16 protein-coding genes and 2 pseudogenes are annotated in these 22,193 nt (G+C 58.8%); 10 read left to right on the plus strand and 8 right to left on the minus strand.

Annotated elements, in window-relative coordinates; translation table 11 throughout:
• The 3 genes from IVA95_RS22735 to IVA95_RS22745 form a co-directional block, all read right to left on the minus strand.
• Positions 1 to 2,312 (minus strand): hypothetical protein (locus IVA95_RS22735; RefSeq protein WP_247512520.1); only part of this gene is annotated, 2,312 nt, incomplete at its 3' end.
• Between the two features lie 70 nt (positions 2,313 to 2,382).
• Positions 2,383 to 2,859: a hypothetical protein gene (locus IVA95_RS22740; protein ID WP_247512521.1), complete on the minus strand. Its 477-nt coding sequence runs from the start codon at positions 2,857 to 2,859 to the stop codon at positions 2,383 to 2,385.
• Positions 2,860 to 2,977: 118 nt separating this feature from the next.
• On the minus strand, positions 2,978 to 3,607 hold the full coding sequence (locus IVA95_RS22745; RefSeq protein ID WP_247512522.1) for a sigma-70 family RNA polymerase sigma factor: 630 nt from the start codon (positions 3,605 to 3,607) through the stop codon (positions 2,978 to 2,980).
• 825 nt (positions 3,608 to 4,432) lie between these two features.
• Between IVA95_RS22745 and IVA95_RS22750 the strand changes: the two genes are divergently transcribed.
• The 4 genes from IVA95_RS22750 (at position 4,433) to IVA95_RS22765 (ending at position 9,355) form a co-directional block, all read left to right on the plus strand.
• On the plus strand, positions 4,433 to 4,840 hold the full coding sequence (locus IVA95_RS22750) for a hypothetical protein (protein WP_247512523.1): 408 nt from the start codon (positions 4,433 to 4,435) through the stop codon (positions 4,838 to 4,840).
• Between the two features lie 463 nt (positions 4,841 to 5,303).
• Positions 5,304 to 5,489, plus strand: a complete 186-nt coding sequence (locus IVA95_RS22755; RefSeq protein ID WP_057851238.1) for a hypothetical protein — start codon at positions 5,304 to 5,306, stop codon at positions 5,487 to 5,489.
• A 151-nt stretch (positions 5,490 to 5,640) separates the two neighbouring features.
• A complete protein-coding gene (locus IVA95_RS22760; protein WP_247512524.1) occupies positions 5,641 to 6,891 on the plus strand; it encodes an HlyD family efflux transporter periplasmic adaptor subunit in 1,251 nt (416 codons plus the stop codon).
• 4 nt (positions 6,892 to 6,895) lie between these two features.
• Complete coding sequence (locus tag IVA95_RS22765) at positions 6,896 to 9,355, plus strand: peptidase domain-containing ABC transporter (RefSeq protein WP_247512525.1); 2,460 nt, start codon at positions 6,896 to 6,898, stop codon at positions 9,353 to 9,355.
• 435 nt (positions 9,356 to 9,790) lie between these two features.
• Here the strand turns inward: IVA95_RS22765 and IVA95_RS22770 are convergent.
• Positions 9,791 to 10,439 (minus strand): annotated as a pseudogene (locus tag IVA95_RS22770) (strawberry notch family protein); the annotation flags it as partial.
• Positions 10,440 to 11,596: 1,157 nt separating this feature from the next.
• Here IVA95_RS22770 and IVA95_RS22775 point away from each other — a divergent pair.
• Positions 11,597 to 11,773 (plus strand): hypothetical protein, encoded by a 177-nt coding sequence (locus IVA95_RS22775; protein WP_247512526.1) that lies wholly within the window; start codon positions 11,597 to 11,599, stop codon positions 11,771 to 11,773.
• Positions 11,774 to 11,958: 185 nt separating this feature from the next.
• Here IVA95_RS22775 and IVA95_RS22780 read toward each other — a convergent pair whose 3' ends face one another.
• A complete protein-coding gene (locus IVA95_RS22780) occupies positions 11,959 to 12,189 on the minus strand; it encodes a hypothetical protein (protein WP_247512527.1) in 231 nt (76 codons plus the stop codon).
• A 377-nt stretch (positions 12,190 to 12,566) separates the two neighbouring features.
• Positions 12,567 to 13,082, minus strand: a pseudogene (locus IVA95_RS22785) (IS5/IS1182 family transposase); the annotation flags it as partial.
• A gap of 32 nt (positions 13,083 to 13,114) precedes the next feature.
• Between IVA95_RS22785 and IVA95_RS22790 the strand changes: the two are divergent.
• Positions 13,115 to 13,375, plus strand: a complete 261-nt coding sequence (locus IVA95_RS22790; protein WP_247512528.1) for a hypothetical protein — start codon at positions 13,115 to 13,117, stop codon at positions 13,373 to 13,375.
• A 208-nt stretch (positions 13,376 to 13,583) separates the two neighbouring features.
• On the opposite strand, the gene IVA95_RS22795 is transcribed toward IVA95_RS22790, so the two are convergent.
• Positions 13,584 to 14,060: a hypothetical protein gene (locus IVA95_RS22795; RefSeq protein WP_247512529.1), complete on the minus strand. Its 477-nt coding sequence runs from the start codon at positions 14,058 to 14,060 to the stop codon at positions 13,584 to 13,586.
• Between the two features lie 456 nt (positions 14,061 to 14,516).
• Between IVA95_RS22795 and IVA95_RS22800 the strand changes: the two genes are divergently transcribed.
• Both IVA95_RS22800 and IVA95_RS22805 read left to right on the plus strand, forming a co-directional pair.
• Complete coding sequence (locus IVA95_RS22800) at positions 14,517 to 15,302, plus strand: hypothetical protein (RefSeq protein WP_247512530.1); 786 nt, start codon at positions 14,517 to 14,519, stop codon at positions 15,300 to 15,302.
• A 1,980-nt stretch (positions 15,303 to 17,282) separates the two neighbouring features.
• Entirely contained in the window at positions 17,283 to 17,798 is a 516-nt protein-coding gene (locus IVA95_RS22805) for an NAD(P)H-dependent oxidoreductase (protein ID WP_247512531.1), read from the plus strand.
• Positions 17,799 to 18,075: 277 nt separating this feature from the next.
• On the opposite strand, the gene IVA95_RS22810 is transcribed toward IVA95_RS22805, so the two are convergent.
• The gene (locus IVA95_RS22810) at positions 18,076 to 18,486 is read right to left on the minus strand and encodes a hypothetical protein (RefSeq protein ID WP_247512532.1); all 411 of its coding nucleotides are present in this window, start codon (positions 18,484 to 18,486) and stop codon (positions 18,076 to 18,078) included.
• A gap of 442 nt (positions 18,487 to 18,928) precedes the next feature.
• On the opposite strand from IVA95_RS22810, the gene IVA95_RS22815 reads away from it, so the two are divergent.
• Both IVA95_RS22815 and IVA95_RS22820 read left to right on the plus strand, forming a co-directional pair.
• Entirely contained in the window at positions 18,929 to 20,206 is a 1,278-nt protein-coding gene (locus tag IVA95_RS22815) for a serine hydrolase (protein WP_247512533.1), read from the plus strand.
• 230 nt (positions 20,207 to 20,436) lie between these two features.
• The gene (locus IVA95_RS22820) at positions 20,437 to 21,951 is read left to right on the plus strand and encodes a metallophosphoesterase (protein WP_247512534.1); all 1,515 of its coding nucleotides are present in this window, start codon (positions 20,437 to 20,439) and stop codon (positions 21,949 to 21,951) included.
• The last annotated feature ends 242 nt before the right edge of the window (positions 21,952 to 22,193 follow it).

The raw sequence follows: 22,193 nt of genomic DNA on the forward strand, positions 1-22,193 counted from the left end.
ACCGTTGCGAGCACCGGCTGCACTGCCGCCTCGACCGGCGCAATTGTGCCACCCACGTCGTGGGTCAGCGTGGTTACGGTGTCGGTCACCGTTGCGAGCGCCGGCTGCACTGCCGCCTCGACCGGCGCGATCGTGCCGCCCAGGTCGTTGGTCAGCGTGCCGACGGTGTCGCTCACCGTTGCGAGCACCGGCTGCACTGCCGCCTCGACCGGCGCAATTGTGCCACCCACGTCGTGGGTCAGCGTGGTTACGGTGTCGGTCACCGTTGCGAGCACCGGCTGCGCCGCCGCCTCGACCGGCGCGATCGTGCCGCCCACGTCGTTGGTCAGCGTGGTTACGGTGTCGGTCACCGTTGCGAGCACCGGCTGCACCGCCGTCTCGACCGGCGCGATCGTCCCGCCGATGTCGTCGGTCAGCGTTCCCACGGTGTCGGTCGCGGTCGCGAGCACCGGCTGCGCCGCCGCCTCGACCGGCGCGATCGTGCCGCCGACGTCGTCGGTCAGCGTTCCCACGGTGTCGCTCACCGTTGCGAGCGCCGGCTGCACTGCCGCCTCGACCGGCGCGATCGTGCCGCCCAGGTCGTGGGTCAGCGTGCCGACGGTGTCGCTCACCGTTGCGAGCACCGGCTGCACTGCCGCCTCGACCGGCGCAATTGTGCCGACCACGTCACGGGTCAGCGCACCCACAGTGTCGGTCACGGTCGCGAGCATTGGCTGCGCCTCGGCCGGCGCGATCGGGCCGCCGACGTCATGGGTCAGCGTGCCCACGGTGTCGGTCACCGTCGCGAGCACCGGCTGCGCCGCCGCCTCGACCGGCGCGATCGTCCCGCCGACGTCATTGGTCAGCGTGCCCACGGTGTCGGTCACGGTCGCGAGCATTGGCTGCGCCTCGGCCGGCGCGATCGTCCCGCCCACGTCGTGGGTCAGCGTGCCCACGGTGTCGGTCACCGTTGCGAGCACCGGCTGCGCCGCCGCCTCGGCCGGCGCGATCGTGCCGCCGACGTCATCGGTCAGCGTGCCCACGGTGTCGGTCGCCGTCGCGAGCACCGGCTGCGCCTCGACCGGCGCGATCGTCCCGCCGACGTCATCGGTCAGCGTGCCCACGCTGTCGGTCACCGTTGCGAGCACCGGCTGCGCCGCCACCTCGACCGGCGCAATTGTGCCACCGACGTCATCGGTCAGCGTGCCCACGCTGTCGGTCGCCGTCGTCAGCACCGGCTGCGCCTCGACCGGCGCGATCGTCCCGCCGACGTCATCGGTCAGCGTGCCCACGCTGTCGGTCGCCGTCGTCAGCACCGGCTGCGCCGCCACCTCGACCGGCGCAATTGTGCCACCGACGTCGTTGGTCAGCGTGCCCACGGTGTCAGTCAACGTCGCGAGCGCCGGCTGCGCCGCCGCCTCGACCGGCGCGATCGTCCCGCCCAGGTCGTCGGTCAGCGCACCCGCACTGTCAGTCACCGTCGCGAGCACCGGCTGCGCCGCCACCTCGACCGGCGCAATCGTGCCGCCCACGTCATGGGTCAGCGTGCTTACGGTGTCGGTCGCGGTCGCGAGCACCGGCTGCGCCTCGGCCGGCGCGATCGGGCCGCCCACGTCATGGGTCAGCGTGCCCACGGTGTCGGTCACGGTCGCGAGCACCGGCTGCGCCTCGACCGGCGCGATACCTCCCACCACGTCATTGCTGAGACTGCCGACAGCTCCAAGCAGGGGAGCGAAGCCGATCATCGACGGGCTGAAAGAGTAGCACGTTGGACTGAACGGATTCGAGCGTTGACCCTCTCTGCATTTGAGTGATTCCGAGGTGGGAATCCGCTGATAGCGGGTTGACGGAGCCATCTTCGATTGAGGTGTGAGCGTTATGATGGCGGGACTCGGCATCATCGCCGCCTCCGCCGCCCCCGCCCTCTCGGCGGCGACCGCCTCGTTGCGGGCGGGGCTCGGCTTGCGCGCATCGTCATGCGGCTGCGCCAAACGCCCCGTCGGATCGAGCTGGGCCGCACGCGCCTCCGACGAGGCGGCGGGCCTTTTGGCCGTCTCATCCCCTGCGCCCGTTTTCGAAGGATCAATCGCCGACGGATGGTCATTCGCCTCCTGCGGCGCGGCGCCTGCCTGAGCCGATTTGGCGACCTCCTGCTCGGCCGCCGCGGATTTGAAAATGTCGACAAAAAACTCGTCGCAGGCAATCGGCGGGGCAATGAAGAACGACCAGGTCAAGAAATTGAAAGAGCCGGATCGCTTGTCCGCACGCTGCACCCCAGCTTCGAAGATCTTCCGCTCTTGTTCGAACAGTTCGCGTTTTTCGACTTCGTTCATGACTGTCGCCTTTTTCTCGTTCGAATCAGAAACTACTCTCGCGCATTCCGTGTGCGGGTCTTTCGGCGGATCAGGCGTCAGTGTCGTGCGACGTGTCGGCCGGCACGTGGAGATGCCCTACGTCGAAGTGATCTGCAGAACCCATCTGGCCGATGGCGTATTCGAGGGCGTCGTCGGACGACATCGAGGCGAGCGCGGCCTGCATGTCGCCCGAATGCTCCGGACCACGAGAGCCGAAATCACCATGTGAGAAGTCGAACCTGGCCAGCGCTTCACCCGGGTTGCGATAGGTGTCGCCCTTGCTGCCGTCGTCGGACGGCTTGGGGTCGCAATAGTCCTGCGGCTGGCAGTCGTCGTTCTTGGCGTCCTTCCAGCCACCATCGTGCCTGGAGTAGTCCTCGCGACCCTTGTGATCGTCATTCCACTTGGAGTGCTCGCCGTTGCCGCGGTCGTCGAGCGTGGTTGGGTTGCCTTCCTCGCGGGGGACGCCGATTCCCGGAATCTTGACCAGTCCGAAAATGCTCGTGACCCAGCTCAGGATAGACATCGTTTCGCTCCTAGCTTCCGGTTTGCGACGGACCCATGCCTTGTCCGGATCACCGCGCCCTCACCCTAATGTCGCCGACGCGCCACGATGGATGCAGCGCGCAAAACAAATTCACGCCTCATTCGAGCTGCCGCCGCATGGCCACGAGTTCTCTCCGGATCCACGCCTTGACCGTTCCCACCGGAACCCGGAGGTATTCGGCGATCTCCTCATGCGTACGCCCGTCGATGATCGCCAGAAGCAGGCTCGCGCGGCGCCTTGGCTCGAGTTGATCGAGCATGGTCCGTAGGGTCATGCTGTCTGGGATGCGAGACGCGGGGTTCGAGACCGTCTGTTCCCGCTCGCAGACGGCGTTCAGAGTGTGGTCCTCGAGCGCGAGTTCCCGCCTGGCGTTCTCCTGCACCTTGAGTGCTGTATTGCGGACGATCGTGTAGATCCAGCCCCGCGCGGATCCGCGTGCAGGATCGAAGCTTTTGGCGCATCTGAGAATCTGCGCGAATGCATCGTGGATGACGTCCTCCGAACGCGACCTGTCGTGGACGATCCGGTGCGCCACCGCGCGCAACTGGTCTTTCTCCCGGGCGTAGATCTCGCCGACGGCAGACCGCGATCCGGCGGCGCACTCGATTAGCGCCGTTTCGTAATTCAGAGCCGTCTCGCAATTGAGATAGGTATCATCCTGCGCTGCGCCGGAGCGAGACTCTGCCTTTGTGAAGTCGGCTCCGTGGTGGGGCATGGTCGAAGTCACCCCTTCGTAACAACGCAGACGCAACTATTCCCGCGCAGCGAATATTGCTGGCTTGCATTTCCAGAACACTGATGGCTTGCATTTCCAGATAACTGGTGGCTTGCATTTCCTGATGCGAAATGAGCCGTTGGGGGAAATCAACTTTGATGCTGAAAATTGTTTCAATCTACGCCATCACAAAATCGTGACGCTTTCGTCAGGGCGCAGCCGGCGCTTAACACTTCATGCTCGCTTGCCACGCGAGTGATGCTCACTTGCCACGCGAGGCGCGGTGACCTGCCCAATCGAGGCACGCCGTCGACATGATTCTGATTTTGCATTTTGATTTTGCACCGGCGAGTAACACTTCATGCTCGCCTGCCACGCGAGTGATGCGCACTTGCCACGCGAGTCGCGGCGCCCTGCCCAATCGCAGCACGCGAGGGACATGATTTTGATGTTGCCTCGGCGAGGGTTCCAGCCTCGGAGCACCGATCGACGATCTCGTCGACGAATTTCAAAACGCGAAATTTGAGAGCCCGCATGGCGCATGAAGGTTCAATGTTTTCTTAGAGTGCGCGCCAGGAACTGGACGTCGCTCGGAACCTTAAGGGGCTTGGCCACGCCGTCTCGCTTGATCGAGGAGGAGTGGCGTGAGCACCCGCAGTGATCTTGATTGCGATCTCCTCGAGGTCATACGGCATCAATGAACGACAGGCGTTATTCCTTATCGGCAAGATTCGAGCGACGTGCATCCAGATCGGCGGCTTCTGACTAGAGGTGGATGGCAGCCGTTACCACGGCGCCGTCAACACCCCAGGAATGTAAGCACCCTAGGAATGTAACATGAAGGCACAACCCGTGATCTTATCCTGTTTGAGGGCTGAGCACATGGATCTGCACGATGATACCATCGACGAACTGAGCGGCGACGGCACGATCATTATCGGCCAAGCGAAAGTGGGCGCTATCTACTACTGGCTCACGATAGTACCGGTGGCAGGACCTGTCGTCGCAGAAGGCTCCATCACTGGGCCCGAGGAGTTCATGAGGATGGTCATGAACGCGACTGGTTCGAAGTTGGTGCTGCAGGATGGTTATGTCTTAACGCTCCAATGCGAAGGCGGCGCTACGGGCTTTCGATGGGTGAAAGCTCTCGCGGACTGTGATCCGACAGAACAATGCAACGGCTCGGAGCGATGCCCTCCGAGTCCTGAATTGGGTGTTAGAGGGCCGCGCTTAGGTCCGCTCTGAAGCCGAACGGAATTGGTGACTCGTGTCATCACCGTCGACAATGCTGACATTCAGTGCTTTCGCATTGTTCAAGGGCGGGTGAGGACTCCAAGCCATCGCTGGCCCCAATCAGAATGATTTAGATACGCCTCATTAATCCAGCCTGGACTTGTAGCTGGTCACTCCAGCGCCGATCGCCGATCCGGTCGGCGGATTAAACGTGAATTGACGGCCCGTTGTCCCGCATGACGGCCATTGCTTTTCTCTGCTGGAGTGCGCGCTTGATCGAGCAGGAGTGGCGTGAGCGCTCGTAACGAGCTTGATTGCGATCTCTTCGACGTCAAGCGGTATCAGTGGACGGCAAGCGTTATGCCGGGAAAAGTTTACGCAGCGTTGCATCCAGATTGGCGGATTCAGACTAGAGGATACGTGGCACCGCTGGTACGGCGCCATCAACACCCAAGGAGAGCAAAAGGAGAGTAACATGCATGAACTGACCCACCCTGTTGAACTGCGCGACCAAGAACTCGACCTCGTAGCCGCCGGCAGCGGCAAGCACGACGGCAGGGACAAGTGTTGCGATGGCGACAACACACAATTCGGCTTGGTCAACGTCAACGACACGAACATCGGAGTCAACGTCCTCGGGATCCAGGTGCAATCTACGTAAAGGCGAGATGGGTGGGCGAACCGCTTCTCCATAGCGGGGGAGCGGTTCTCCACCGCATCATGCGATACCCATCCGCAGCCGTGGCGCGGCGTAGAGAATACTACGCGCAGCCTCAAATAGACGAATGAAAGCGTAGCAACAAGGTGCGTCCATGGCGGCACGGCCAGCTCTATTTCGCCAGGAAGCAATCGACTTTCTGCATCAACGCCACAGCTGGGGTGAGGTCGTATCGCTGCAGCCGGTATCGAGCACGATCCTTAGCTGGTCTCTTGCGGGAATTGTTGCATTCATTTTGGTTTTTATCTCCATCGCTCAATACGCGCGCAAGGAAACCGTAACCGGCTATCTAACGCCGACCTTCGGCACGGCTAAAATTTTCGTGCCGCAACAGGGCATCATCAAAGAGGTCCAGGTGAACGAGGGTCAGGACGTTGCGGAGGGCGACCCGCTCTTGACCATAGTCACTTCCCAAATCACGTCCAACGGCGACGACGTCAATGCTACCGTGCTCGCAGTGCTGACGCAGCAACGCGATGTGGTCGAGCGACAGATCGCGGCGGAACAGCGCCGGACCGCCTCGGAACACGATCGCCTCGCTTCCACGATCAAAGGGATTGAGGGGGAGACTGCTCAGCTCGAGGATCAGCGAACCATCCAGAACGAGCGGCTGCAGCTTTCCGAGAGTTTTGTATCGACGGGCGCTACGCTAATCGCGAAGGGAGCATTGCCGGCCATCGAGCTGAAGCGCCGCGAGCAGGCCGCGCTTGAGCAAAGGCAGCACTTGGCGTCGCTCGATCAGCAGATCACCGTACGACGCACCCAATTGGCCGACGCCCGGCATACGCTCGAGCAGCTTCCGATCGTCGCCGCAGAGAGGGTTCGCGTACTGCGCGGCGATCTCTCCTGGATCGAACAGCGCATCGCCGAGGTGGACGGACGGCGGGCCTACGTTATCAAGGCGCCGACAAGTGGGCGCGTGTCCGCGCTGCATGCAAGTATCGGCCAGGTCGCTGATCCAAGGCATATGCAGCTCGAAATCATTCCGCTTGATTCGACCTTGCAGGCGCAGTTGTTCTTTCCGACGCGCGCGTTCGGATTCGTGCGCCCCGGCCAGCAGGTCAGGATACTTTACGATGCATTTCCCTATCAGAAATTCGGCACCTACCGCGGCAGCGTAACAAAAGTCTCTCAAACGATCCTGACCAGCAATGACGCTACCGGGCCGATCACCCTCAAAGAGCCAGCGTACCGCGTGACTGTGGCTCCCGAGCGGCCCGATATCGATGCCTATGGTCTCAAGATGCCGCTTCAGCCAGGCATGCTGCTCAAGGCCGACGTGATTCTTGAGCAGCGCTCGCTGATGCGGTGGCTGCTTGATCCGGTGTTGAGCGCAAGGATGTAGCCGGATGCAGGGACTGTTGAATTTCAGCGGACGCGGGTTCCTCCCGGTCATCAGGCAGACAGAGGCAGCAGAATGCGGGCTGGCATGCCTTGCTATGGTAGCGTCCTATCATGGCCATCGAACTGACATGAATAGCCTGCGGCGGCGGTACGCAGTTTCGCTGAAGGGTGTCACTCTCCGCGACCTCATGGAAATAGCGGCTCACCTGAACCTGGCATGCCGGCCGCTGCGGATCGAGGTTGACCATCTGCGCCAACTGCGTCTCCCGGCTATCCTGCACTGGGACATGGATCATTTCGTTGTCCTGAAGGCGTGCAAGAAAAACGGGATCGTGGTGCACGATCCGGCCGCCGGCGAGAAATGGTTTCCCATCACCGAAGCATCGAGACATCTCACCGGGGTCGTGCTTGAACTCTCACCCAGTGAAGAGTTCTGCTGCACAGACCAGAGAGTGCGGTTACCGTTCTCAGCATTCTGGAGCGGAATGAGGGGAAACTCTCATGCCTTAACGCAAATATTGGTTCTCTCGGTGGTCATCGAGATCCTTGTCCTCGCCGCTCCTTTCTACATGCAGCTCACGGTTGACGAGGTCATTGCTAGAGGCGACGTCGATCTTCTGCTCGTACTCGGGCTTGGATTCGCGCTGCTCGTCCTGATCAAAGTCGCGTCTACCGCGACACGCTCGTTCATTGTTCTTATTCTGCAGAACACGCTGAGCTTTCAGATCGGCGCCCGGCTGTTTCATCATCTGGTGCGGTTGCCACTCTCATTTTTCGAAAAGCGGCACATCGGCGACATCCTGTCGCGCTTCGGCTCGATCGAGCCCATCCGCAACATGCTCGCGGAGGGACTGATCACGGGCTTGATCGACGGTCTCATGTCGGTGTTGATGCTGGCATTGATGTTCGCCTACAGCGTCCAGCTCGGATTTGTCGTCCTGGTCGCGTTCGCGCTGTACGCCGCTTTGCGACTCGCTCTGTTCAGGATGTTCCGACAACGGAGCGAAGCGGCCATTCACAGCAAGGCACAGGAGAACTCCACCTTCATCGAAACCGTGCGGGCGGTGCAGAGCCTGAAGCTGCTCAACCGAGAGAACGAGCGGGAGAGCCATTGGCTGAACCGCTATGCTGAGTACGTAAATGCCAACGTGCGCTTAGGCCGGGCGAGGATCAGCTTCAAAGCCATCAACGACACGATATACGGCCTGGAGAACGTAATCACAATCTACCTCGCCGCTCGCCTCGCGCTAGACAACCTCATCACGGTTGGCATGATATTCGCGTTCGTCAGCTACAAGCTGCAGTTCGCCGAACGGACAGCGCTGCTAATCGAGAAGCTGGTGGACCTGCGCATTCTCGGACTGCACCTGGAGCGCCTCGCCGATATTGCGCTCACCCCCCTAGAGCGGGGGCACGACCAGGATCTGTCGTATGTGCGACCGATCCGTGGCTCGATCGAACTGCGCAACGTCTGCTTCCGCTATGCAGAAGCAGAGCCTCTGATTCTTAACAACGTCAATCTGTGCGTTGCTCCGGGACAATTCGCTACGATCATGGGACCTTCCGGCTGCGGCAAGACAACTCTAGTCAAGATTATGCTTGGGCTGCTCGATCCAACGAGCGGGGAGGTCCTGATCGACGGCCTTCCGCTAGGCCAGATCGGACCGCGCGTTTATCGCGAACACATCGGCGCGGTGATGCAGGAGGATCAATTGCTGTCAGGATCTATTGCCGACAACATCTGCTTTTTTGAGACAACATTCGATCGGCAATGGATGATCGAGTGTGCGCAGATTGCCGGCATCCACGACGATATCATGGCAATGCCGATGAGCTACAATAGCCTCATCGGTGACATGGGAAGCTCATTATCTAGCGGGCAGAAACAGCGAGTACTGCTTGCGCGCGCGCTCTATCGCCGACCAAAGATCCTGTTTCTGGACGAGGGCACAGCACATCTGGACACCGAAAAGGAAAAAGAAATCAATGCCAATCTCCAGCATTTAAATATGACTCGTGTAAGTATAGCACATCGACCCGAAATCACCCACGGAGCGGATATGATCATCCATCTTGCCCCGGCGGCCGGGCCGCTCCAGGTCGGAGTCATAAGCCGCACACCAGCAGCCGCGCCTGCGCGCGATGCTGGTGTCACCGGGTTTGCCGCCGAAGGTGCTAAGTCGGCCGGGGCCGCGCCGGGCCACGACGACTGTTCCGATGACGGCCGCAAGGGCGATTATTCGAAGCATGCCGGGAAGGACGACTACTCGAAAGACGGCAAGGGCGAATACTCCAAGCACGATGGTGGCTGGAAGGACGCCAAGAACGACGACGGCCAGCCGCACAAGGACGATTGCCAGCCGCAGAAGGACTATTGCGACCCCAAGCCGTCCGTCGACGGCTGCAAGGACGACACCTATCGTAATCCGGGTGAAGCGCTGGCCAGGTTCGACTTCTCACGGTGATTTCGGCTCGCATGGTCCGGATCATTCGGACGACATGCAGGGCTCGGCACATCGAGATAAGGCCGTTCGTACTAATTTCCTGCGTGTCGCCCTCGCGGTTTAGTGCATGTTATCAGCTACTGTCGCGATCCAGCCAGAAGGGTGGGCGCATCCGCGGGCCTTCCGTTCTTTGGTCTTGGGCGAGACGCCCTTTGATCCGCCGCCTGCGCTTTCGACCGAGCTACTGGTCCCAACACTGCCTTAGATGAAGGAACGGTTCTCAGGTGTTGCCCTTGGGAGACTTCAGCTGCCTGACAATCCGCCTCCAAAGGTCCGATGACGGTTCAATGGGCCTTGCTACGCAAGACGATCCGCGCCATTGCGGAACGCTCCTGCGGAACTCGGGATCGCTCCGCATGCGCCAGTCAGCCTCTACCGCATCCTGCTCCGACAGGTGATGCTGAACGCATCTGCACAGACGTCATAGATACGAACCTGCTCTGGCGTAAGCTGGTGCTCAACGACATCGTACTCGACGCCTTCATAGGACAATGAGCGGGCCGCGTAGAGCCCGAGCGCCTTGAGGTCGCGCGCCAGCACCTCCATGGCCGCGACGCCCCCCTCCTCGATTGCCTCGACGAACTCGGCACGGGTGGCAAAAGGAAAGTCGGCGCCACCCCAAAGGCCGAGGCGCTGGGCATAAGCGAGATTGTGGACTGTGGTGGCGCCTGTCGCCGACACATAAACGACCCGAGCATTGGGCAGCGCGTGCTGGAGCCTCAGGCCCGCGCGCCCCTGCTGAGAGGCCGCCTGGTCGCCGCGCTCGCCCTTGCCCCCGACTGCATTCTGCATGGCGTGGCTCTCGTCGAAGACGATCACTCCGTCGAAATCGGAGCCCAATCATTCAACGATCTGCCTGACACGCGAAAGCTTTTCGCCACGCTCGTCGGTGCGTAGCGTGGCATAGGTGGTAAATAGGACGCCTGCCGAAAGTCGGATCGGCGTGCCCTGCCGAAACCGAGACAGAGGGGTAACAAGCAATCGCTCCATGCCAAGCGCGGACCAGTCGCGCTAGCGCGTCTTCGATCAACTTGTCGGATTTGCTGAACCTCAGGGTAGGTTGATAGTCGCGGATCGTTGCGACAAAAGAAGGTCCGCCGGTTCACACTGGCGGGCTTTGAGCGTTTCTAGGGCTGGAGTGGAGGCCCGCTCACTTCGCATTGACCGCCGAAATTGCGTCGAGATAGTCGCAATGAACGGAAATTGGTGACTTGTTTCCGTCGAGCAGGACGCGGGCGCATTTTACGTAGACGTTGCTCCGCCCCACGATAGTGCCCGTCTTTTCAGCAAGTCGCGGACAGCGTGATGCGCCGAGTGCGCTTAATTGAACACGATCGCCAATCGAAAAATCTGACGTCATAGTGCCAGTCCAGACTGCATGGGATCAGGCTGTGGAGGTTGATCCGTGAGGTTGCTTTCCAGAACCGCTCAGTCGTTCAGTTCTAAGCAAATGCGAACCGATTTGTCTAAATCTTTAGTTAAAGGCGGGCTGCTTGCCCGCCGGTTCAAGCTGGCGGTAGTCTCAAAAAGATACGCCGCCGGGCTCGAAATACTTGTCCCGGCGGCGCCCTGTTTCAAACTGGGCCGCTGAAATCCCGTCATCTAGTAAACCGCAATGCCTATGCCACATGGATATGACGCGGCCCGCCGGTTCACGCTGGCGGGCTCCTTTTCACGAATCGAGGTCCGGCTCTTTCGTCTTAGAAATCGGCTCCGATGATGTAGGGAGTTGCTGTGACCTCCATGAAGTCAGCTCTCCAGTGAGCAGACAGCGAGCTTGATCGGAAAAATTTAAGCGAAGTCGCATCCAGATTGGCTGGTCCCGACTAGAGGTATATGGGCAGCTGTTATTATGGCGCCATTCGATGGCCCAACTATCGCTGCCCTCCATAGGCGTTTCCTCCCTAAACTTGCGGCTGCAGCGCGTCATCCGCGCTGCGGCCGCCTTTCGTTGCGGCACGGGTATGCCGTATGACGTGCCTTGGAGGCGCTTATGCCAGTGGTCGCGACCTACTTTCTCAGACTCAAAATGAACGATAAGGCGGGCACGAAACGGGGGGTGAATTTCGATAGACTTTGGATCGGAAAAATTTAAGCGAAGTCGCATCCAGATTGGCTGGTCCCGACTAGAGGTATATGGGCAGCTGTTATTATGGCGCCATTCGATGGGCTAAAACAGATTGGCGCCCTAAGGAGCGTCAGATGCATACAGCCATCGACTGGATAATGCAGACCACCGGCAACTTGAGCCAGGAGGAAGAGCGCGCTGCACGGGAGAAAGTGTCAAGTTATCGGGCGGAGAAGCCCGACGAGACCGAAAAACAATTGGCGATCGAAGGTCTTCGGTATCTGCTAAGCGTGCGGAAGTTGAACTTTTAGGCTTTCCGGGACAAGTCCGACGCTTCATGTCACGATCCGGTGTTTCTCTTTGCAGGCTTCCTGCGAGGCACGCTTGGTCTCAAAAAGATACGCTGCCGGGTTCGAAATATATTGCCCCGGCAGCGTCCTGTTTCAAACTCGGCCCCTGAAATCCCAGTCATCTACTAAACTGCAATGCCCATGCCTCATGGATATGACGCGGGCCCGCCGGTTCTGTTCTCAATCGCCCGGTCGACGCTCGCGAACAGTCCCAATACACATCTTCGGGCGGCCTCGTGGTAGTCGCTCTCGCTGCGTACCACGTTCTTGGCGATCTCATTCCTAGTTTCTTTAGTTTTGAAAACCTTTGGCAGCCGGGTGAAAACCGCATCAACTGCAGCCTGCATTTCGTTCGCTTTCTTGCTATCGAGCAACATGCGCCATCTCCTTGCCTGCATGGCCTGCTTACAATGTAAGAGGGCTTTGGAGACCTTCACCAATTGCCAATATATCAGGGGCGCCCTGAACCGTCGATGAACGTCCTGGGGATCATTCTTCTCGAACCATTTCTCCGCGGCACAGCCCCTCAGGTCCGGTTTGTGCCAAGGAGATTGCATCAATGTTCTAGCGCTCTGCCCACGATCCGCACCGTCAATGAAGCGCTTCATCCGAGCCCCCGCAAATCGTGCGGGAATCATATCGCGCGAATCACATTAAGCGCAGCGTTTTCATACAGCCAGGGTCAGGAGCGACGCCGGATCGGTCGAACTGGATGAAACTACGTCTTCAATCGCTCTTCCAGCGTCGTTTTCGTCTCTTTAGCCACGTTGGCGAGCTGCGACCGGCCGGTGCCGACGTTGGTTACCTCATGCGTGACGATCAGATGATGCTTGGTGTCCACGGCGACCTGGACGTTGTAGCCTACGACGCCAGAGCCTCGGCCGCTCGTCGCCATCGAACGGGAATCAGGATCGGTCAGCGATATCTGCTGGTCGGGCGAGGTGAGCATCTGTTTCTCGATCGCCGCAAGGCGCTGCATCTCACTTTCGAGTTTCGCGAGCTTCTGCTTGAGCCGCATCGTCTTGAGCGCGAGGGTCTCGGAAGGCTCCTGCCGATCGGCCGTCTCGAGCTGACCGAGATACCGCGCTACGCTCGCTTCAAGCTGTGCCCGGCGCCGCTCCATCTTCGCGCGGGTGAAATTCCGATCGCGGTTGTTCACGGCCTTAAACTTGCTGCCGTCGATGGCAACGCTGGCCATCGTCAGCAGGCCCATCTCGCGGCAGAGCTCGACGAAGCGTGCACACACCTTGCGGATCGCACGGCCATTGTCCTAGTCGCGGGATGTCTCTGAAGATGTTGTCCATGAACTTCGCCGAAGAAGAGCTACAACGCCATCTCGAGATGGTCGATCCTAGAGAATCAGCAAATGCCACAGCAACGATGATCCGGCGGCACACGGCCGCTCCGCACGACATGCGCCGGGCCATTACCACCCTCCAGATAGCCTTTAAGTTGGCTGCGATTCTCGGCAGAATTTCAGCGCCATGCGGCGCCAAAGGAAAATCACACTCGGGAAAATGCGATCCGGGCGGCCCTACCCGGCTGATCGCCTATTGCGGGTGACTATAAGTGCGCGCACTCAGTCGTGATAGTTGTCATCATCATGATCTTCGCTGCGCTTTGGTTGGCAGCGAGCGTTCCCCATCGATGAACGACAGGACCGAAGCTAAGTTTACCACCAGTACTCGGACGGCACGCTCAAGCTCGCGTCGGAGTGCTGATGACCGCAATGAACTGTGCGGTCACCAATAGGTCCTGCCACAGCCTAAAATCAGGCGGCGATACTGCTCGCACCGATTTTTTTCTTGAGAGCTTCGCAGACCGTCCGAACTTCGGAAGTCATCAGCGAGCACTCCTCGATCTGCAGGAAGTAGCGCTTGCCTTCGTCGCGATAGTTTGCCGCCAACTCCTTGATCTCGGCTATCGTGGCATGCACGGCACTGACCATCGTTTCACACTTTCGTGCAGCCTCGGACAGTTCGGTACCCAGCGCCTCGATCTCTTTCACTGCCGCATCATATTCACGGACTACGGCTTCGGCCGACAGCTTGCCGACCTGATTGACGCCCTCCTTGTGCTCGACGTATTCGGGCATCGGGCCTTTCGGCAGCGGATGGTCGTCGCTGGGAACGATGTGGATTGAAGGTAGTGCGCGATGGGTGTTTTGGATCATGTCGCCAATATCGCGTTCAATGTCCTCGGATTTCGATAGAGAGGAACGGGCGAGAAGTTCTTCTGTAAAACTCATTTAGCAATGCTCCAAACTGTTGCAGGGCTACCGAAATCCTGACGGTCGAGCAAAAAATTCTCGTTGTCCACCGCTTTTGTCGACGACTATGCATTGTGTACGACATTGGAACTACAGCAATAAGCGAGCGAGATGGGATCAGGAGGTGTCGCCGAAATGCCTTCGGCCCGTAGGGACGCTTCCGGCCTGATCGGCATTTGAGGAGGCTTCCAACTTCCACGCGGTGTATCCCGCGGCCGGCGGATGGGCGTCCAGCAGGAAGCTCGCCCGCATCTTGCAGCGATTGCAGCGCTACCGCCAAGGCTGTTCTAAGCGACGAAACGGATACGTTCGTGGAGGGTCAGGGTTCCTTCCGTAGTTCTCCGGCCGTGAACATAGTTCCGCCTCCTCGGCTGCGTTAAAAACGCCAGTACAATTCTGGGTGCAGGTGCCATTGCATTTGATACGGAGCACCAAATGGATTCCACGCTGGACGACAGGCTCGCGGAAGGGCAGATCGCGAGCTTGGAGGAGCAGTTTGAGAAGCTGGCGCGCGAAGCGGGACTCAGTCCTTCGGCCCCGCCGACCAGCATGAAGACGTCTCGCGCCCCGCTGGCAACGATTCATCGATTGGCGGATCGGCGCTATGTGGCTTTCGTCGGTTCACTGTTGGCAGCGTCCATTGGTGTCGCTGCTTGGTGGTGGTCATCCTCCGTCGATACGGCGATGATGGCCCCCTCAGACCCCGCACCTCTGACACAGGCCACGCCGGAAGCCGCCGCGCCGAAAGACGTCGCGCCGACTGCTTTTGTCCTGTCTTCCGAGTTGACGCAGCAGTTCCAACCGATGGCGCGCGATCTCGCCGCCTTGAGGCAAACGGTCGAACAGCTCAATGTGAGGCAAGAACAATTGGTCCGCGACAATGAAAATCTGGCGAGCCAACTCAAGGCGAGCCGGGAAGAAATGGCACGCAACAACAGTATCATCGACCAGATCAAGGCGAACCAGATCCAGATGGCGCGCGAAAGCCAGACGCTCACCGAGCGGCTCGACGCAAGCCAGGAACAACTCACCCACGTCATCGCCAACGCTTCAGAGCCAAAGGTGATGCCTGAAGAGCCAAAGGTGATGCCCGAAATACCGCTGCCGCGTCCGCGGCAGCCGGCCAATGTCGCCCAGACGCAAAAGCCGGCGCCAATCCCAGCGCGGCCGCAAGCCAGTACACCGCAACCGTCATTGGCATGGCCATGGTCAGTGCGCTGATGGAGACCCCGGCCACCCTCAGCCCGTTACCCCATCGTCAGGGCTGTTGCAGTCATTCGCCCGCCATTGAGACCATCAGGCGGATGCATCGTCCGCCATTTCGATAACCCGCGCCGAGCGGAGATCGAATTCGCGCACGTGTCCGGCATCGGCCTAGACTCGATTCGCAGCTAAGTTCGACGTGCCGCGTAGCGTCAGCGGCGTTCCGCGCTGCATCCTTAACGTCGCCCGCGGCGTTGTGCGATCGAAGGCATCCATCTACAGGCCAGCCGGTCGGCATTCTTTCGCGCTGTAGCGGCCTGCTCGGATTTTGCGCGAATAGTTGAAGCGAACAAATATTCGCGGGATTTAGTGCTCATCAGTGTCATCAGAGCGCGGTCCGGTGCTTACCGCAACTATCAATCTCTGGGGTTGGGTCGCTGGCGAGATACCCGCTATCGTGGGTGTGAAAATCGTAGACGCTTCACTCATGGGGGAACATGCTCGGGCGATGGCGCGTTGAAGGCTGCATGACAAGCGAAGACATCAGCACGCGAACCGAAAGCGCCGAGCGCCGGATCGAGCATGCGACAGATGCGATCCGGAGCATGTCGCAGGAGCTCGCTTACGAGGTCTCGCCGCGGCCGTCCTGGATCGACCGAATCAGCACGTTAACGCGAGAGACGCCCATTCAGTCTCTGGCGATTGCATTCTTGATCGGCGTGATATTGTCCCGTCGATGATGGGACGGCGGGGATCGAGTGAATCCTATTAGACGCAACCGCAAACCGTTTACCAAATCGATCAATTGCATGAAAAGCAACTTCCCTAAGCAGTCTGAAACGAATTGGTCCTGAGCTGCCGTCAACAAGCAAGAGGCAGCAAATGTCCGTAATCTTTAGAGTGCTCGTCATCGCGTTATGCGCTTATGCCGGTTCGGCGATAGCAAGCATTCAATTCCCCGAACTACCGGACTGCAATCAAATTGAGAACCGGTTCTAGCGGTAACCACGTTCAGTTACGGACTATCAGGTATTCCAGCGTCTGCTCTCCGTCAGGGGTTTACTGTGACGGAGGTAGCTATGCCCATCGGACGATACATAGCCTGGATCGGGACCTCTCTGCTTGTGTTGCTGATCGTGGCAAATTGGCTTCTTCCGCGTTCGTTGGCGGAGCCTACGTCTGCTGAGACTAACAGGCCGACCATCCGGATAGCTTCAATTCAGCAGCCACCGGAACGGATTGTCATTGACACGAGCCTTCCAACGATAGTGCCGCCGACAACCGTCACAGCCGATGCAATTCCGGATGAGCCGTCTCCGCAAGTGCAAACATACGCGTCAATTACTCCTCATGCGACGGTTACTGGCGTTGAAAAGAAGAAGTCAAAGACCAAGAAGAAGCAGGTGAATCAGGTTGCATCCAAACATCCGCCATCGGCACCGGCGATTGTGGTCGCGAGTAGCAGCCCGGCGACGATCGCACCGCCTACCAGATTGACGTTCGCGAATATCATTTCTGGACAGCTAGTGAGAGACCTTTTCAATCTGCACTGACCCATGGGTGCGTGAGGTAGCGACCCGTGCACTAGGGGCATACAAATCCCGATGCCGAGCGGCATGCAGCACGCTTAAACTCCGAAAGTATCGTCGGCTTTCAAGCTCGAAAGCGGACACAGGACCGAAACGAGCGCATGTCCGAGTTTGACCCACTTCGGACTGACTCGGCACCCGCTTTTGCGGCGCTCTCGGTATGAAAGTGAAGGCGCCAGGATCGATCGCGTGCCGCTCCGTGAGTTCGGCCCGCGGGGCCTTTGCCGACACGGGAAATTGGGCATAGTCTTTTCTGACTCCGGCCAAGAGGTCGGAGCATTTCGCTGATAGGAGGAAAGGTCATGGATAAGCGACGTTTTCTAAGGAAGCTGGAGCGGCATCGCTTGCAACCGGCGTTCTTCTCGCCAGCAGATCAAGTCAGGCGCAAGCACCTGGAGGTCAAGTCAAGGTGTTGATCACTTACCACTCGGTAACGGGGAACACCGAAAAGATGGCCGAAGGTGTTGCAGACGGGGCCGGTGCGGTCGTCGGCACGACTGTCAACCTGAAGCGAGTGAGCGAGGTGACAACGGAAGACTTGCTGTCTGCCGATGCCGTAATCATTGGGTCGCCCGTTTACTTTGGAAGCGTGTCAGGCGAGGTCAAGGTGTTTCTCGATAATTGGTTCTTGAAGTACGGCGTTTTCCGCGACGCTAAGATGCGGAACAAGGTGGCTGCTGCATTTGTGACGGGCGCAGCTATCTCTAACGGTAAGGAAACGGCCATGCTGGCGATCCACGCCGCGCTGCTTATGAATCAAATGGTGATTGTTAGCCCTGGAGGAGCACTTGGCGCGTACGGCGCGAGTGCAACTACCGGACCTGATTCTCCTGGAATCGATGAGAAGAAACTGGAGAGCGCGCGTGCTCTTGGCAAGCGCGTCGCCGAATTCGCGGCCATTCTTCAACGTGGTTCAAGGACCTAAATCGGCACGTGCTGACGACTTCCGGATTTGGCACTTTTCGGACCTGACGCACCCGGTCGGCGATGTCCGCTCATCGGGGTAAAGCAGATATCCCGCCGCAAGGCCGCGACTTCCGTTTTTGACCCGAAGCCGACATCACGCGTTTTCAGACGCGCGACTGTGGCCTCTGCGTGCTGGTGGTTAGTCAAGGCGCGGCACGGCTACAACAGAACCGTGCCGGCGCTTGTACGCTGGAACGCAGAATGCAATTCTTATGTAGAAGCGGCCTCCGCAGGCCTCAGGCCATTAGGTCGGTGATCCGCATAATTCCTACCACACTGCTCACATTGGACACGGCCTCTTTGGTGTCCTTGTTGCAGGTCCAGACGAAGTTCTTTTTGGCCGTGAAAGACTTCCCTTCCTGCTCGACCTGAATCTCCCCTTCGGTGATATGGCAGACCATGGCATTGTCCATCGGATGACTCGGGATCTTCGATCCCGGCTGCATGATGATGTCACGCATCGAGACAGTCTTGAAACCGGGAATGAGGGACGGTGTCCCACCACCGTAAGCACGCACCACGACACCTGGCCACGGCGTGGTGGCGTCCTTGTAGTCCGTAGTTTGCGCAGCCGCTGGCTTCACCATGGCCGCCGAAGCGGCTGCCAATCCTAGCGCCACTGCTGACCTTCGATTTACTTTTTGCATTGACCTTCTCCCTCACGGTGAGCCCCACGGCCGCAAGGTTGCTCCCCTCGTGCAATAGAGTCCATGCGGCGCGATAACCAGCCCTGCGCTTTTCCCGACAGGGCGTTCAGTGTTTCGACAGGAACTTGAATATGGCGGCGGTGAATGCTGCCGGATCACGACGGGGCCCATCATGGTTGACATTTTGAAGAACGACCTGCTGAGCCCCCGGCACACACTTGGTGATCGCCTCGCTGATCCCCCTTCCGGCGTGTTGTGAAGGTCCGCTGTTGGCCCGTAGGTGAAGTGGCGGCACGTTGCATCGAGGTCCGCTCATGGACGTGTAGCGGACTAGGTTTGCTCACGGTGAGTTCTTCGCATTTTGACCCCAAGCCGACATTGGCTAACGCATGAGGGTCAATTATGATCTTCCCCAGCCTCATTTGCTTTGGGTGCTCTCTCAATGACTGGACGAAGCTTCAAACAGCTACTTTGCGTCGCCAGTGCGGTGGCATTTCCCCTCCTTTTGGATGTGCTCACGCTGAATTCGCATCGCGCCTTCGCCCAAGCAGAACCGGCAACACAAGCTGCCAGTCCCCGCTTTCGCGCGGATGGACCGACTGCAGACGAATTTGGCCAGAAGGACGGATATCCGAGTTGCAGGGGTATCGACTATGTTGACCAAAAGCGCTGCCGGGTAGGCGCGCTGAGCCGCTATGACACGCTGTTTCCTGCACGCACTATCAATGCTCCGAAACAGTCAATCCCGCTGGCTCGCGCAGCGCATGAACCCGTCATTCACTACGCCTTCGCCGGACTCAAGCTGACGCTCGACGACTACCTCAATCGCCAACCGGTCACTGGCCTATTGATTGCGAAAGACAATACGATTCTGGTCGAGCGCTATCAATACGGTCGCAATGACACGGATCGCATGACGTCCTTCTCGTTGGCGAAGACGGTAGTTGGCCTTCTGATCGGCATCGCCCTGAAGGAGAGCGCCATCGCGTCCGTGGATGACTTGGCGCAAACCTACGTCCCCGGTTTGAAGGACACCGAATATGGGCGTACGCCGATCAAGGCTTTGCTGCTGATGTCTTCAGGTGTTGCATTCTCGGAGGATTACGGCAGCAGATCCAGCGATATTAACAAGCTGGCCCGTCTGACGATTGAGCCGGGCTCTCCCGGCAGCCTCTCCGCGGTGAAGCAGTTCAATACCCGTCTCTCCCCGCCCGGCGTGCGTTTTTCTTATTCGTCCGCTGAATCGCTGGTACTGGGCCTCGTGCTCGCGGCCGCCACCAAGCGAACCGTATCCGACTATGCAGCCGAAAAGCTCTGGCAGCCTATGGGAGCGGAAGCCGATGCGACGTGGATCATCGATGCGACCGGGCAGGAAATCACGTTTGCCTATGTCAACGCGGTACTGCGCGATTGGGCGCGGCTCGGCCTGATGCTGGCCAATCACGGCAATTGGAATGGAAAGCATATCGTGCCTGCAGACTGGCTCACGGCATCGGCCGCTGATGCGCTTCCAACAGACTCACCCCGGGCGAAGTACGGTTATCAAGTCTGGTATTCCGCAGACACCAGGCGTTTCGCGCTCCAGGGACTCCGCGGACAATTTGTCTTTGTCGATCCGGACCTAAAGCTTGTTCTCGTTCAGACCGCGCTCAGCGGTGATCAGCCCGCGACCGCTGAGCTGTTTGCTCTTTGGAATGCGCTGCGAGCGCAGGTTCAGTAGGCCGCGGGTGGCAAGACGCCGTTTCGGGTTGTGGCACTTTTGAGACGTGCCGACCGGCCCTGATGATGTCCGCTTGTCGCGGAAGACCGGGAGTGACTGGCACACGTCCAAAGCGGCGCTTTTGACCCAAAGCCGCATATGGCTTTTTACTCGCTTCGATTGCCCGACAACGGATATAGCTGCTAAAGTGGCTCCGTTTCCCCTAGTACAACTTTTGGTGGGAGTTGATAATGGGATGGGAACTGTACCGACCTGATCTCGAAACGATGAATTTGGTCGGCTACCTCACTAGTGATGTCAAACTTCCAGCGCCTCAGATGAATTGGGGAACGCTTCACGGTTTTCTTGATGCCCTTACGAGAGAGCAGGTGGATCACGCCTTCGTTTCGAGTCGATCATCTTGGCCACAGGCGATCGCCGCCTGCGCCGCTGATGCACGGAAAATCTTCATTACTTTGAGGGGGTGGCCAGAACCGACAGGGGCGGCTTCATCCAGTCAGGTTGCACAAATCGTCGCGCCTTTTCGTGACCTGTTCAGGGGGTACTCCATCTATGCGCTGATGGTGCCGCCGCCTCAAGAAACGATGACGCCGTATCCCAACCCTCCGAAGGAATTAGCAGGATTTTTCCGAGAGTTTGCGTACGATACCGGGGGAGAAGGCTTGGCCCTGATGCCGCACGGTTGGGGTGGGCTGCAGAGTGTGCTCGACCCATTTCCGGCGTTGCGAGCGCTGGCAGAAATGCCAGTAGAGCCTCCAGCCGTCGTGTTCTGGAGTGGGCTTGGGGCGACATGCTGCCTGTCACTGAAAGATGCTCAAGAGTTTTTTCGACGCGAGATCCGCGATAACCTAGCGGCGGGGAAGGGAGTTATACACCGACTTGTCGAAGCAAGAGCCAACGAAGCCGGCACAAAACATCTTTTGCATATCAGTGATCTGCATTTCGGCGACGCCACCTCCGATTCCTCTCGACGGTACATCAAGAGCCATCTCGACAGGATTCTTTCTTCTGTTGACCGCGTTGTAGTGACTGGCGACCTATTTAACTCTCCCCAGTCTGCCTACCTTGACCAATATCTTGACTTTCAGTCAGACGTGGAACGTATGACTGACAAGCCACTGATCGTAATACCGGGTAACCATGATGTCCGTCCAAAAGGGAACGTGATTCCTGGGATTCTCAAGTCGAATTATGAATTTGCTTTCAACATCGGGTGGCACCCACTCGTTATCGACGATGAGCTGAAGTGTTTGTTTCTTTGCTTTAACTCGGCAGAAGAAGGCAATTTGGCAAGGGGCCGCGTAACCGATGGCCAAAGAATGCGGATGGCGGCGTCGTTGAATGAAGAGGCCAATCGGCGCCTACGTCGCGAGCAGAACATAGACGATTACACAAAGATTGCGCTCGTTCATCATCACCCCTTTGCCTACGAAACCATTCCAAGCGCCCCCTACGATCGATTTCTCCGTGAGGTCTTCACTAATGAAGACTCCTTCACTCGCTTGGAAGAAGCTGAAGAGTTTATTTCGTGGTGCGCTGAGAGGGAGGTGTCCCTAATCTTGCACGGGCATAAGCACGTTCCGCATCACGTGAGCGTTCGTGTTGACATTGACGGCGGACGATCCCAACAGATGGTTGTTGTCGGATGTGGGTCAACAACGGGCGCCGAGGGCTCGCCTCTGTGCTACGATGTTGTATCGCTGAATCCACAAACGGGACGTTGGGGGGGTTACGTTCCATCGTGATGCGTCGGGGTCTGGCGCGGGCTTTAGAACACAGTCAGTTACGATCGACGCTAGGACCACGAGTTCCTCGTGGTGACTTTTCGGAAAGCTCCGGGGGTCCAGAGATGTCAGTTTCTGGCACCTTTGAGACATGGCGACCGACCGTGACGATGTCCGTTTCCGGGGGAAGAGCGGAAGTGGTCGGCCGACGACCAAAATTGCGCGATTGACCCATAGCCGTCCTGCGCCGCATGTCGCGCTTG

This window comes from Bradyrhizobium sp. 157 (assembly GCF_023073815.1).
Classification (GTDB): domain Bacteria; phylum Pseudomonadota; class Alphaproteobacteria; order Rhizobiales; family Xanthobacteraceae; genus Bradyrhizobium.